The organism is Streptomyces sp. SDT5-1 (assembly GCF_052245995.1).
In the GTDB taxonomy this organism is placed as follows: Bacteria; Actinomycetota; Actinomycetes; order Streptomycetales; family Streptomycetaceae; genus Streptomyces.
Genome location: NZ_CM125963.1, coordinates 149,629 through 161,882 on the forward strand (window position 1 = coordinate 149,629; position 12,254 = coordinate 161,882).

A 12,254-nucleotide genomic window follows, 5' to 3' on the forward strand; every position below is an offset into this window, starting at 1 on the left:
CCCGCCCGGTCTCGGAGTCGCCATGTCCCGCCCCCACGTGTTGTTGTCCGCCGCCGTGTCGCTCGACGGATGCCTCGACGACACGGGGCCTGAGCGGCTGCTGCTGTCCGGGGCGGAGGACTTCGACCGGGTGGACGCGGTGCGGGCGGCGAGCGACGCGATCCTCGTCGGGGCCGGCACGCTGCGCGCCGACCGGCCCCGGCTGCTCGTCAACTCACCGCAGCGGCGCGCCAAGCGGGTGGACGACGGGCGGCCCGCGTACCCGCTGAAGGTCGCGGTCACAGCGTCGGGCGACCTGGATCCGGGCGACCCGTTCTGGACGACGGGCGGCGAACGGCTCGTCTACACGACGGAGTCGGGCGCCTCGCTCGCGCGCACGCGCGTGGGTGGCGCGGCGCAGGTCGTGGCGCTCGGCGCGCACCTCGACTGGGCGGCGCTCCTCGACGACCTGGGCGCGCGCGGAGTCCTGCGACTGCTCGTGGAGGGTGGCGCGCGGGTGCACACGCAGCTGCTGCAACTGGGACTCGCGGACGAACTGCGGCTCGCGATCGCCCCGTTGGTGGTCGGCGAGCCGGGGGCGCCGCGGCTCTTCGGGCCCGGCTCGTACCCCGGGGGCCCGCGCAGCCGGATGCGGGTGCTCGGCACGGAGCGGGTCGGGGACGTGATCGTGACCCGGTACGCGCCGACCGTGCCCGGCAGCGGCGATGCGGCCACCGCGGCGGACCGGCACTGGCTGCGGCTCGCCTGCGAACTCGCCGCGGAGTGCCCGCCGTCGCGGACCGCGTTCAGCGTGGGCGCCGTGATCGTCGCGGAGGACGGTACGGAGCTGGCGCGCGGCTGGTCCCGGGAGGGTGACGATCCGGTGGTGCACGCCGAGGAGGCGGCGCTCGGCAAGCTGGCTGGCGACGATCCGCGGCTCGCCGGGGCGACGGTCTACAGCAGCCTGGAGCCGTGCGCCCACCGCGCCTCGCGGCCCAAGCCGTGCGCGCGGCTCATCGTGGAGGCGGGCGTGCGCCGGGTGGTGACGGCGTGGCGGGAGCCGGACACGTTCGTGCCGGGCGCGGACGGGATCGGGGTGCTGGCCTCAGCGGGCGTCGTCGTGGTGGAGGTGCCCGAGCTCGCGGACGCCGCGATGCTCCCCAACCGGCATCTCCTCACGGCGGCTCCGTAGCGGGTACGCGCGCGTGCCGAGGCGTACGACCACGACGGCGGCGAGTCCGAGGACGAGCCCCAGGGCGGTGCGGACGCCGAAGGGTTCGCCGAACATGAGGGCGCCCCACACGGCGGTCACCGGCGCCATCAGGAACATCAGCGTGTTGACCTGGGTGAGGCCGCGGCGGCGCAGCACGATCCAGTAGAGGCCGTAGCCGCCGAAGGTCGACAGGCCGACCAGCCAGGCGACGGCCAGCCAGAAGTCCGTCGACGCGGGCGGCGCCGCCGCGCCGAACGCCACGGCGAGCCCGGTGAAGACGACGGCGCTGGTGGCGCAGTGCACGGTCAGCGCGACCAGTGGCTCGACGCGGGTGTCCGAGCGGCTCTCCACGAAGGTGGCCGCGACCAGCGACAGCATCCCGAGGAAGGGGACGCCGTACGCCCACCAGGGCACGCCTCCGACGGCCCCGGCGTCGGCCGTGGTGACGACGGCGACGCCGGCCACGCCGAGGCTCAGTCCGAGCCACTGTCGGGCGGTGACGTACTGCCGCAGCAGCGGTCCCGCGAGGGCGCCCGCGACCAGCGGCTGGGTGCCGTCGATGAGGGCGGTGGTGCCGCTGGAGACGCCGAGCTGGATGGCGTAGTAGACGGTCAGCAGGTAGCCGCTCTGCGAGAGGGCGCCGATGACGACCTGTCGGCCGACGGCGCGCGCTCCGAGCCCCCGCCACCGCTCGCGTCCACGGACCACGGCGACGGCTCCCAGGGCGAGCGCCAGCGGCAGGAACCGCCACATCAGCGTGGTGACGGCGCTCGCCTCACCGGCGCCGAGCTTGGCTCCGATGAAGCCGGAGCTCCAGGTCAGGACGAATCCGACGGACAGAAGGACGTTCATGGCGGGGACACCACCTCGCGAGATCGGGTGCAACGGCAGGAGAGCCCTCGTGCCTGGTCGACACCGGCAAGAGCTATACAGATCTGTCTACTCGCTCCACTATACAGATCGGTATACCCTGGAGGCATGCGTACGACGACGAATGCCGCTCCGCCGACCGTCGACCCCGACAGGGCCGACCTCACGCCGGCCGCGCGAAGGGTCCTGGAGACCGCCTCGCGGCTCTTCTACGAGCGCGGCATCCACGCGGTCGGCGTGGATCTGATCGCGGCGGAGGCGGGCGTCACGAAGAAGACGCTCTACGACCGCTTCGGTTCGAAGGAGCAGATCGTCGTGGACTACCTGGCGACCCGCGACGCCCGCTGGCGCGCCTATCTCGCCGCGCACCACGAGAACGCCGAACTCTCCCCCGTCGACCGGGTGCTGGCCGTCTTCGACGCCTCCGAGGAGTGGATGCGCGCCAACAGCGGCAAGGGGTGCAGCATGGTCAACGCGCACGCCGAGATCAGCGACCCCGCGCACCCCGCGTACGCGGTGATCACCGGCCAGAAGCAGTGGATGCTCGACCTGTTCACGCGGCTGGCGCGGGACGTGGCGCCGGACGCGGCGCGGGAGTTGGGCCGTTCGCTGATGCTGCTGCACGAGGGGGCGCTGGTCTCGGACGGGCTCGACGTGTTCCCCGACGCGTTCGGGCGTGCGCGCCGGATGGCGGCGTTCCTGCTGTCGGCGGCGAAGGACGCGCGATGACGTGGGAGCCCGGAGCGCCGGGTGTGCTGCGACTCCCTTCCGGGCGGCTCGTACGCGGCCGGGGCCTGCGCGGTCCGCTGCCCGTGGGGCCCACACCGACGTACGGCGTCTACCTCCTGGGAGCCGAACCGCCGCCCGTGAACTGGGAGTCGACATGGTTGCGCTGGCCCGACTTCCGGCTGCCCGCCGACCACGCACGCGCGCGTGCCGTGCTCACCGACGTCTGGCGGCGCTGCGCGGGCGAGCGGGTGGAACTGGCGTGCGCGGGAGGCCGCGGGCGTACCGGGACGGCACTCGCGTGTCTAGCGGTACTGGACGGCGTGCCCGCGCGGGAGGCCGTCGGCTACGTACGGGAGCACTACGCGCGCGGGGCGGTTGAGACGCCGTGGCAGAAGCGGTACGTCCGGAAGTTCGCGCGCCCCTGACGGAGGCGTGATCAACGCTCCTGGTGGCAACCGGTAGTCATGGGAAGGAGGTCTCCCCATGACGTCCAGGACCTCGCTGCCCCGGTGGGCTCGGGCCGCCCGGCTCCCCCGCTGGACGAAGGCGCTCGTCGCGCTCGCCGTGGTGGCGGCCCTCGTGTTCACGGGCCTGAGCCTGCTGCACCGGCTGCCCGACGTGTTCGGCACGGAGACGCACGACCGCTCGGGGCCGGCGCTGCTCGAGTCCGTGCGGGACCTGAGCCGGTACGACGCGGCGGCTGGGAACTTCCAGGTGGTGGTCGACCTGGACAAGGACTCCAAGTACCTGCCGGACGCCATCCAGGGCACCCGCACGCTCTACATCGGGGCGGGCACGGTCAACGCCTATGTCGACCTCGGCAAGGTCGACTCCGGCGACGTCCGGGTCAACGGCGACCGGACGGCGGCGACGCTGCGGCTGCCGCACGCCCGGCTCGCCGAGCCGACGCTCGACACGGACCGCTCCTACGCCGTGGCGAAGCAGCGCGGGCTCCTCGACCGGCTCGGCGACCTGTTCGCCGACAACCCCGGCGACGAGCGGGCGGTGCGCCAACTCGCCGCCCGGCACATCGGCGAGGCCGCCCAGGACAGCGGCCTGAAGGGGCGGGCCGAGCGCAACACCACCGACATGCTGCGCGGGCTGCTGCACTCCCTGGGCTTCAAGGACGTGAAGGTCTCCTACGGGACCTGAGGGACCACGCGGGGCCCCTAGAGGCGGACCGCCGCGCCCGTCACCCGCACGCGCGGGTCGCCCTCCCGCAGCTCCACCTCCAGGAGGGACGGACGCCCCATGTCGTGCCCCTGGTGGAGCGTCAGACGGGCCGCGTCGGGCACGAGGCCGAGCGCGCGGGCGTACGCGCCGAACGCCGCCGCGGCCGCTCCCGTGGCGGCGTCCTCCACGACGCCGCCGACCGGGAACGGGTCGCGCACGTGGAACGTGGTGGCGTCCTCGCGCCACACCAGCTGCACGGTCGTCAGGTCGAGCCTGCGCATGAGGGCGAGCAGGGCGTCGAAGTCGTAGTCCAGATCGGCGAGTCGCTCGCGGGTCGCCGCCGCGAGGACCAGGTGGCGCACGCCCGCGTAGGAGATCCGGGGCGGAAGGCCCGCGTCCAGTTCGTCGTGCTTCCAGCCCAGGGCGGCGAGCGCCTCGTCCACGTCGTCGGGGGCCGCCTCGTGCAGACGGGGTTCGACGCTGGTGAGCGTGGCCTTGAGGACGCCGTCCTCGTCGCGCACGGCGACCGGGACGAGCCCCGCGGCCGTGTGGAAGGCGTAGTCGCCCGCCCCGAACCGCTCGCCGAGCGCCACAGCGGCGGCGACGGTGGCGTGGCCGCAGAAGTCGACCTCCGCCTTGGGGCTGAAGTACCGCAGCGTGAAGGCGCGTTCGTCGTCGCGGTCGGGGCCCGGCGTGAGGAAGGCGGACTCGGAGTAGCCGAGGTCGGCCGCGATCCGGACCATGTCCGCGTCGTCGAGGGCGCGGGCGTCGAGGACGACCCCCGCGCCGTTCCCGCCGTCCGGGCTGGTGGAGAACGCGGTGTAGTGCAGCACGTCGGGGGCCTGGGCGGGCGCGGTGTTCGTCATGGGGCAGAGCCTTTCACGAAGGCGGTGGGAGCCCGTGTGCGATGCGGGCTCCGAGGTCCGGTGCGCGGTCCTCGGAGCCAACGCCCGCCGTGCCGCCGCGAATTCCCGGCTCAGTGGTGGGTCGTCAGGCGCAGGTGCAGCTCCTCCTCCTGGTCGCCGTGGGCCGCGGTCGCCTCGCTGACGGTGAACGCCTTGGTGAGCGCCGCCCGCACCCGGTCGAGGGCCTCGTGGCCGCCCTGGATGTCCGCGGTGACCGGGCCGGACAGGGGCCTGGTCACGCAAGGGGCGGGCAGCGACGAGACGTCCAGCGTGGTGAGCCAGACCGTGGCGTCCTCATCGGGGTGCTCGGTGGGCCTGCGGTCGGACCGGAAGGCGGTGCACAGCACGCGCAGGACCGTCTCGGCGTCCCGCGCCGTGCAGTCGCTGAGGGCCACGCCCACCGCGGTGGGGGCGTAGCCGTGGACGGGAGGCGTGTCGGTCATGGTGGGCTTCTCCCTCTGCGTCGCCGGTGCGGGTGCGTCCGGGTACCGGTGGTGCGGCGGGTGAAACCCCGGGTGTCAGGAGACGCGGGTGCCGACCACGACGGTGGCGTACAGCTCGTCGTCCGCGACCACGCGCGCGTGCAGGCCCGCCGCGCGCACCGCCTCCCGCGCCGCGTCCGCCTGCCGCTCGCTCGTCTCGACGTAGAGCCGGCCGCCGGGCGCGAGCCAGTCGGGGGCCTCGTCCGCGACGCGGCGCAGCACGTCGAGCCCGTCGCGGCCGCCGTCGAGCGCGATGCGCCGCTCGTGGTCGCGGGCCTCGGGCGGCAGCAGCGGTACGTCGCCGGTGGGGACGTAGGGGCCGTTCGCGACCAGGGTGTCGACGCGGCCCTTCAGGTCGGCGGGCAGCGGTGCGTACAGGTCGCCCTCGTGGACGTCGCCGCCGAGCGGGGCGAGGTTGCGGCGGGCGCAGCCGACGGCCGCCGGGTCGAGGTCGGCCGCGTGCAGCCGGGCGGGGCGGCGGACGGCGAGGACGGCGGCGACGGCGCCGGTGCCGCAGCACAGGTCGACGACGACGGCTCCGGGCGGCGTGTGGGTGAGGGCCTGGCGGGCGAGGAACTCGGTGCGGCGGCGCGGCACGAAGACGCCGGGGTCGACGGCGATGCGCAGTCCGCAGAACTCGGCCCAGCCGACGACGTGCTCCAGCGGAAGGCCGCTCGCGCGGCGCTCGACCATGTCCGTCAGGTGGGCGGAGTCGTGGGCGGTGGACAGCAGGACGGCCGCCTCGTCCTCGGCGAAGACACAGCCGGCGGCGCGCAGGGCGGCGACGACGGCATCGGTGTCGGGCGGGAGGGAGGAGCCGGGTGGCGGGGAGAGCGACATGAAGGGAGGTGGCCTCTCGGGATGCCGTGGGGGCTCCCGGTGCACCGGACGGCCGTGGCCGCGCTCAGTGCGGGCGGACGGGGCGTACGGCGGGAGAAGGGAGCTCCCGATCTGACACGACGCTGATCGGACTCACCTCCTCGGTCCCTCGCGGTGGCTGCGGCCCGGCCACACTACCCCACCGAACACCGCGTCCGATTGCCGCCAGCAGCTGTTTCGCAACAGGGCGAGCCTGGAGTCTGACCACCGTCGACGACGTACGGAGACGCACCGCCATGACCGCCAGTACGACCACACCGTGGGCCCGCGTCGACGCCCTGGACTGGGAGGGGCTCGGCACCGAAATCGACGCGTTCGGGCACGCGCTCACACCGCACCCCGTGCTCACCGCCGAGGAGTGCCGGGAAATCTCCGCGCTCTACGACGACGTGAGCCGGTTCCGGTCGACGATCGACATGGAGCGCTACCGTTTCGGGCGCGGGCAGTACCGCTACTTCGATCACCCGCTCCCCGATCTCGTACGGGAGCTGCGCGCGGCGTTCTACCCGCGGCTGCTGCCGGTGGCGCGGGAGTGGGCGCGGCGGCTCGGGCGGCCCGCGCCGTGGCCCGACACGCTCGACGAGTGGCTTGAGCGGTGCCATGCGGCGGGCCAGACCCGGCCGACGCCGATCCTGCTGCGCTACGGCCCTGGCGACTGGAACGCCCTGCACCGGGACATCTACGGCGAGTCGGTGTTCCCCTTGCAGGTGGTGATCGGCCTGGACGAGCCGGGGACGGACTTCACCGGCGGCGAGTTCCTGCTGACCGAGCAGCGGGCGCGCGCCCAGTCGCGCGGGTACGCCACGACGCTGCTCCAGGGGCACGCCCTGGTGTTCACGACGCGTGACCGACCGGTGCGTTCGGCGCGCGGCTGGTCGAACGGGCCGATGCGACACGGAGTGAGCACGGTCCGCTCGGGCCGGCGGCACACGCTGGGGCTCGTGCTGCACGACGCCGAATGAGCCCGGGAACACCGGCCACGGGCACCCCTCGACTGCACTGCCACGCCGGGCATATCGTTGATTAAGCGGTGGATTCGGACACCTGGGGGTGTCGTCATGGTCCAGGAACTCGTGACGGCGGGCGTGGCCCTGCTCTGCGTCTGTCTGGTGTACGCGGCGGCCGCGGCCCGCGTGGTGAAGCAGTACGAGCGGGGTGTCGTGTTCCGCCTGGGGCGGCTCGCGGGCAGCGTGCGCGAGCCGGGGTTCACGCTGGTGGTGCCGGGCATCGACCGCCTGCGCAAGGTCAACATGCAGATCGTGACGATGCCCGTGCCGGCCCAGGAGGGCATCACGCGGGACAACGTGACGGTACGGGTCGACGCCGTCGTGTACTTCAAGGTGGTGGACGCGGCGAACGCGGTGGTGCAGGTCGAGGACTACCGGTTCGCCGTCTCGCAGATGGCGCAGACGTCGCTGCGGTCCATCATCGGCAAGAGCGAGCTGGACGATCTGCTGGCCGACCGGGAGAAGCTCAACCAGGGCCTGGAGCTGATGATCGACAGCCCGGCGGTGGGCTGGGGCGTGCAGATCGACCGCGTCGAGATCAAGGACGTGTCGCTGCCCGAGTCGATGAAGCGCTCGATGGCCCGGCAGGCGGAGGCGGACCGTGAGCGCCGAGCGCGTGTCATCAACGCGGACGCCGAGCTCCAGGCGTCGAAGAAGCTCGCGGAGGCGGCGAAGCAGATGTCGGAGCAGCCCGCCGCGCTCCAGCTGCGGCTGTTGCAGACCGTGGTGGCGGTGGCCGCCGAGAAGAACTCGACGCTGGTGCTGCCGTTCCCGGTGGAGCTGCTGCGGTTCCTCGAGCGGGCCCAGCAGTCCGCGCGGCCCGCGGCCCCGCCGGTCGCGCGCTGAGCCTCAACTCCTGCGCAGCGCCCGGTCCGTCACGGTGAGCACGGCCAGCAGGACGCCGAGGACGACGGAGACCCCGGCCATCAGGTGCAGACCGCCGTCGGAGGCGCGCTGACCGTACGCGAGGGCGATCAGGCTCGACGCGGTGATGGCGCCGATGTACTGCGCGGTGCGCTGGAGGCCGGCGGCGGCGCCGATGTCGGCGGCGGGCGCGTACTCCTGGACGGCCGCCTGGTTGCAGGTGCCGACGAAGCCCTGCGGGATGCCGAAGCAGGCGCCCGCGACCAGCAGCAGCGCCAGTGGCGTGTCCCCGTCGAGGAAGGCGAGCAGCCCGGCGCCCGCGGTGAGCAGGACGCACGCGGTGATGAGCGGGGCCCGGATGCCCTTGGTGCGGGCACCGAGCAGCGAGCAGACCAGCGCGGTGAGGGACATCGGCAGCATCAGGAGCCCGGTGTGCCCGGAGGAGTAGCCGCGGCCCTCCTCCAGCCACTGCGTGAAGCCGTACATCACGCAGTAGATGAGCAGATAGCTCAGTCCGTGGCGCAGGTAGGTGCGCGCGAGCCGGCCGTTCCCCGCGAGCATCCGGACGTCGATGAACGGCGCCTTGCTGCGCAGCTGCCACCACACCAGGACGCCGGTGATCACGACGAAGGGGGCGAGCAGCCACCACACGGGGTCGGAGAGGTCGAGCAGGAAGAAGACGAGAACGGTCAGGGCCGTGGTGAACAGGCCGATGCCGAGCGGGTCGAGGGCGGGGCGCGGCGCCGCTTCGGTGTCGGTGGAGCGCGGCGGGTCGCGCGGGATCCACAGCAGGGCGGCGCCGAACGCGATGGCCGCGACGGGAACGTTGACGGCGAAGATGCCGCGCCAGCCGACGAGCATGACGAGCAGTCCGCCCAACGTCGGGCCGACGGCGGAGCTGCCGAGCGCGGCGAAGGAGAGCCGGGCCATGACGGGGCGCGGCGGGCGGCGGCCGACGCGGCGGCCCTCGTCGCGCAGCACGGCCATCGCGGCCGGGTAGGCGGCGGAGGTGCCGATGCCGAGGAGCAGCCGGGAGACGATCAGCCAGCCGAAGGCGGGGGCGAGGGCGCCGACGACACCGGAGAGACACACGACGACGAGCCCGGACAGGAACACGCGACGCGGGCCGAGGGTGTCGGCGAGCTTGCCGAGGACGGGCTGGGCGACGGCGCTCGCGAGGTAGAGGACGGAGATCAGCCAGGCCGTGTCGGCGGCGCCGATCCCGAAGTCGTGCCCGATCGCCACCAGGGCGGTGGAGATCATCGTGGTGTTGAGCGGGTTGAGCACCGAGCCGAGGAGCAGCGGCGCGGTGAGCCGGGCCCGGAATCCGCGCGGCGGCGCGGCGGCCTTCCCGGTGTCGGTGACGACGGCCGGGTCTCCCACGCCGTGGGTCACTTGCGCACCAGCCGTTCGAGGAGCGCGGTCGCCTCGGCGACGGCTCGCCGCTCGTCGGCGTCCAGTTCCTCGGCGAGGGCGTGGGTGAGCCAGCCGTGCTTGGCGGCGCGGACGGCGTCGAGGGTGACGCGGCCGCTCTCGGTGATCGACACGACGGACTGCCGCCCGTCGTTCGGGTCGGGGGCGCGGGAGACGAAGCCCTGCTCCTCCAGGGCGCCGAGGGTGAGCCGCATGGACTGCGGGCGGACGTACTCGGCGCGGGCGAGGGCGGCGGTGGTGCCGGGGCCCTCGGTCTCCAGGCGGGCGAGGACGGAGCGCTGGGTCGGGGTGAGCAGGCTGTCCGGGGACGCGGTGCGCAGCCGGCGGGAGAGCCGGCCGACGACGGTGGCGAGATCGGCGGCGATCTGCTCGGTGGGCGGTTCCTGCCCCGCGGCGGGCTGCGTTCCTGACATGCCGCCACCGTACGAGATGGACAGGAAGCCTTGCAAGTTAGCCTTCCAAACCGTACGGCCGCTGCGGCGGGCTCAGAGCCCGATCGCCCCCACGAGTGCTCGCGCGCACAGATCGCGGACCTGCTCCCGGGTGAGTTCGGCGGCGTCGAGCCAGTCGAGGCAGACGGCGACGAGGAACGCGAGCCAGCCGCGCACGGCGAGCCGCAGCACCTCGGGCGCCGGGAGGCTGTCGGCGATGTGCGGGTCCGCCGCGAGGGCGGCCATGATCTGCTCCTCGTGCGCGGCGAGCCCTTCCTGGTAGGCCGCGCGCACGGTCGGGTGGCCCGCCGCCTCGGCGCGGTGGAAGGCCCGGAAGCCGTGCGCGTGCGTGGCGACGTACTCGAGGAAGGTGTCGAGGCCGGAGCCGATCTGGTCGCGTACCGGGACGCCGGGGACGGCGGCGGTCAGCCGCAGCATCCGGTGGCTCTCGCGCTGGACGACGGCGGCGAAGAAGTCCCGCTTGTTCGGGAAGTAGTGGTAGAGCAACCCGCGCGACACGCCGGCGATCTCCGCGACCTCCTCGATCCACACGTCGCCGTAGGGGGCCTGCGCGAACAGTTTGGCCCCCACGGCGAGCAGTTGTTCGCGGCGCTCCTCGGTGCTGAGCCTGCGCCGGGTGCGCGTGGGCTCCCCGGGTGCCGTCGCTGCCCCTCGCTCCCTGGTCATGGCCCGCACCCTACTCGACTCCCCTCGCCTTACTTGACGTGAGTTCAATAACAGGCACAGACTGTGGCGCGTTGTTGAATCCACGTCCAACAGTGTGATCCGGGTGCCCCAACAGGGCTTCGGGGCAAGGGAGATGGCCACAATGACGACGACTCCGCAGGTGACGCAGGCGACCGCCCCGCTGCCGCGCGGTTTCCGCAGCGCCGAGCAGGGCTGGCCGCGCCTCGACCGGATCCCGCATCCGCCGCGGCGTGTGCCGTTCATTGGTGACGTGGTCGGCGCGAACGTCCGCTCCCCGCTCCAGGACTCCATGAAGCTGGCCGCCGAGCTCGGGCCGATCTTCCGGCGCAAGGGCTTCGGCAAGGAGATCGTGTTCGTGTGGGGCTCGGAGCTCGCGGCGGAGCTGGCCGACGAGTCCCGGTTCGCCAAGCACGTCGGCCTCGGCGTGGCCAATCTGCGTCCGCTGGCGGGCGACGGGCTGTTCACGGCGTACAACCACGAGCCGAACTGGCAGCTGGCGCACGACATCCTGGCGCCGGGCTTCAGCCGCGACGCGATGGCGGGCTACCACCCGCTGATGCTGGACGTCGCCGGTCAGCTGATGGCGTCGTGGGACGCGAGCGAGGCCGCGGGCCGCACCGTGGACGTGCCCGGCGACATGACGAAGCTGACCCTCGAGACGATCGCCCGGACCGGGTTCGGGTACGACTTCGGGTCGTTCGAGCGCGAGCGCCCGCACCCGTTCGTGACGGCGATGGTGGGCGCCCTGACCTTCGCGCAGCGCCGCAATGTGGTGCCGCCGCTGCTGTCCGTCCTGCTGCGCGGCGCCGAGAAGCGCAATGCGGCGGACCGCGCCTATCTCAATCGCACGGTCGACGAGGTGATCGAGGCGCGGCGCGCGTCCGACGGCGGTCCGGGCGACCTTCTCGACCGGATGCTGGAGGTGACGCACCCGGCGACCGGGGAGCGGCTCGCGCCGGAGAACATCCGCCGTCAGGTCATCACGTTCCTGGTGGCAGGGCACGAGACGACGTCGGGCGCGCTGTCCTTCGCGCTGCACTACCTCGCGCAGAACCCCGAGGTGCTCAAGAAGGCGCAGGAGGAGGTGGACCGCGTCTGGGGCGACGCGGACGTCCCCGCGTACGAGCAGGTCGCCAAGTTGCGCTATCTGCGGCGGGTCCTCGACGAGTCGCTGCGGCTGTGGCCGACCGCCCCTGCGTTCGCGCGCGAGGCCGTCGCGGACACCACGCTCGGCGGCAGGCACCCGATGCGGCGCGGCGCATGGGCGCTCGTCCTCACGACCATGCTGCACCGCGACCCGGACGTGTGGGGCGAGGACCCGGAGACCTTCGACCCGGAGCGCTTCACGCCACAGGCGGTGCGCGCCCGTCCCGGGCACGTCTTCAAGCCGTGGGGCACCGGCGCCCGCGCCTGCATCGGGCGTCAGTTCGCCCTGCACGAGGCGACGCTGGTGCTCGGCCTGCTGTTGCGCCGCTACGACCTGGCGCCCGAGCCCGGCTACCGGCTGGCGATCGCGGAGCGGCTGACGCTGATGCCGCGCGGGCTGCGCCTGCACCTGACGCGCCGGTGAACCCGGGCGG

The 12,254-nt window shown here is 73.4% G+C and carries 14 protein-coding genes; 7 read left to right on the plus strand and 7 right to left on the minus strand.

Going from position 1 to position 12,254, the window contains the following annotated elements:
* The first annotated feature begins 22 nt into the window (after positions 1–22).
* Positions 23–1,171 (plus strand): dihydrofolate reductase family protein, encoded by a 1,149-nt coding sequence (locus ACTWJ8_RS00750; RefSeq protein WP_356382326.1) that lies wholly within the window; start codon positions 23–25, stop codon positions 1,169–1,171.
* On the opposite strand, the gene ACTWJ8_RS00755 is transcribed toward ACTWJ8_RS00750, so the two are convergent.
* Positions 1,085–2,044: a DMT family transporter gene (locus tag ACTWJ8_RS00755; RefSeq protein ID WP_443262356.1), complete on the minus strand. Its 960-nt coding sequence runs from the start codon at positions 2,042–2,044 to the stop codon at positions 1,085–1,087. The genes ACTWJ8_RS00750 and ACTWJ8_RS00755 overlap by 87 nt on opposite strands.
* A gap of 126 nt (positions 2,045–2,170) precedes the next feature.
* On the opposite strand from ACTWJ8_RS00755, the gene ACTWJ8_RS00760 reads away from it, so the two are divergent.
* From ACTWJ8_RS00760 to ACTWJ8_RS00770, 3 genes are read left to right on the plus strand one after another with little or no spacing between them, the layout of a single operon-like run.
* Positions 2,171–2,791: a TetR/AcrR family transcriptional regulator gene (locus ACTWJ8_RS00760; protein WP_443262357.1), complete on the plus strand. Its 621-nt coding sequence runs from the start codon at positions 2,171–2,173 to the stop codon at positions 2,789–2,791.
* Positions 2,788–3,216, plus strand: coding sequence for a protein-tyrosine phosphatase family protein (locus ACTWJ8_RS00765; RefSeq protein ID WP_443262358.1), 429 nt, complete (start codon positions 2,788–2,790; stop codon positions 3,214–3,216). Before ACTWJ8_RS00760 ends, ACTWJ8_RS00765 begins: the two co-directional genes overlap by 4 nt.
* Before the next feature lie 58 nt (positions 3,217–3,274).
* Positions 3,275–3,943, plus strand: coding sequence for a DUF4230 domain-containing protein (locus ACTWJ8_RS00770; RefSeq protein WP_443262359.1), 669 nt, complete (start codon positions 3,275–3,277; stop codon positions 3,941–3,943).
* A 17-nt stretch (positions 3,944–3,960) separates the two neighbouring features.
* On the opposite strand, the gene ACTWJ8_RS00775 is transcribed toward ACTWJ8_RS00770, so the two are convergent.
* The 3 genes from ACTWJ8_RS00775 to ACTWJ8_RS00785 all read right to left on the minus strand — a co-directional run bounded on the left by ACTWJ8_RS00775 (position 3,961) and on the right by ACTWJ8_RS00785 (position 6,191).
* Positions 3,961–4,830, minus strand: a complete 870-nt coding sequence (locus ACTWJ8_RS00775; protein ID WP_443262360.1) for a PhzF family phenazine biosynthesis protein — start codon at positions 4,828–4,830, stop codon at positions 3,961–3,963.
* A gap of 110 nt (positions 4,831–4,940) precedes the next feature.
* Positions 4,941–5,312 (minus strand): hypothetical protein, encoded by a 372-nt coding sequence (locus ACTWJ8_RS00780; RefSeq protein WP_443262361.1) that lies wholly within the window; start codon positions 5,310–5,312, stop codon positions 4,941–4,943.
* 75 nt (positions 5,313–5,387) lie between these two features.
* Complete coding sequence (locus ACTWJ8_RS00785) at positions 5,388–6,191, minus strand: putative protein N(5)-glutamine methyltransferase (RefSeq protein WP_443262362.1); 804 nt, start codon at positions 6,189–6,191, stop codon at positions 5,388–5,390.
* A gap of 275 nt (positions 6,192–6,466) precedes the next feature.
* Between ACTWJ8_RS00785 and ACTWJ8_RS00790 the strand changes: the two genes are divergently transcribed.
* Positions 6,467–7,192, plus strand: coding sequence for a 2OG-Fe(II) oxygenase (locus ACTWJ8_RS00790; RefSeq protein WP_443262363.1), 726 nt, complete (start codon positions 6,467–6,469; stop codon positions 7,190–7,192).
* A gap of 96 nt (positions 7,193–7,288) precedes the next feature.
* On the plus strand, positions 7,289–8,083 hold the full coding sequence (locus ACTWJ8_RS00795; RefSeq protein WP_443262364.1) for a slipin family protein: 795 nt from the start codon (positions 7,289–7,291) through the stop codon (positions 8,081–8,083).
* A gap of 3 nt (positions 8,084–8,086) precedes the next feature.
* Here ACTWJ8_RS00795 and ACTWJ8_RS00800 read toward each other — a convergent pair whose 3' ends face one another.
* The 3 genes from ACTWJ8_RS00800 to ACTWJ8_RS00810 all read right to left on the minus strand — a co-directional run bounded on the left by ACTWJ8_RS00800 (position 8,087) and on the right by ACTWJ8_RS00810 (position 10,653).
* Positions 8,087–9,496 (minus strand): MFS transporter, encoded by a 1,410-nt coding sequence (locus ACTWJ8_RS00800; protein ID WP_443262365.1) that lies wholly within the window; start codon positions 9,494–9,496, stop codon positions 8,087–8,089.
* Positions 9,493–9,948 (minus strand): MarR family winged helix-turn-helix transcriptional regulator, encoded by a 456-nt coding sequence (locus ACTWJ8_RS00805; protein ID WP_443262366.1) that lies wholly within the window; start codon positions 9,946–9,948, stop codon positions 9,493–9,495. Before ACTWJ8_RS00805 ends, ACTWJ8_RS00800 begins: the two co-directional genes overlap by 4 nt.
* Positions 9,949–10,020: 72 nt before the next feature.
* Complete coding sequence (locus ACTWJ8_RS00810) at positions 10,021–10,653, minus strand: TetR/AcrR family transcriptional regulator (protein ID WP_443262367.1); 633 nt, start codon at positions 10,651–10,653, stop codon at positions 10,021–10,023.
* A 142-nt stretch (positions 10,654–10,795) separates the two neighbouring features.
* Between ACTWJ8_RS00810 and ACTWJ8_RS00815 the strand changes: the two genes are divergently transcribed.
* Positions 10,796–12,244, plus strand: a complete 1,449-nt coding sequence (locus ACTWJ8_RS00815) for a cytochrome P450 (protein WP_443262368.1) — start codon at positions 10,796–10,798, stop codon at positions 12,242–12,244.
* Positions 12,245–12,254 lie beyond the last annotated feature (10 nt).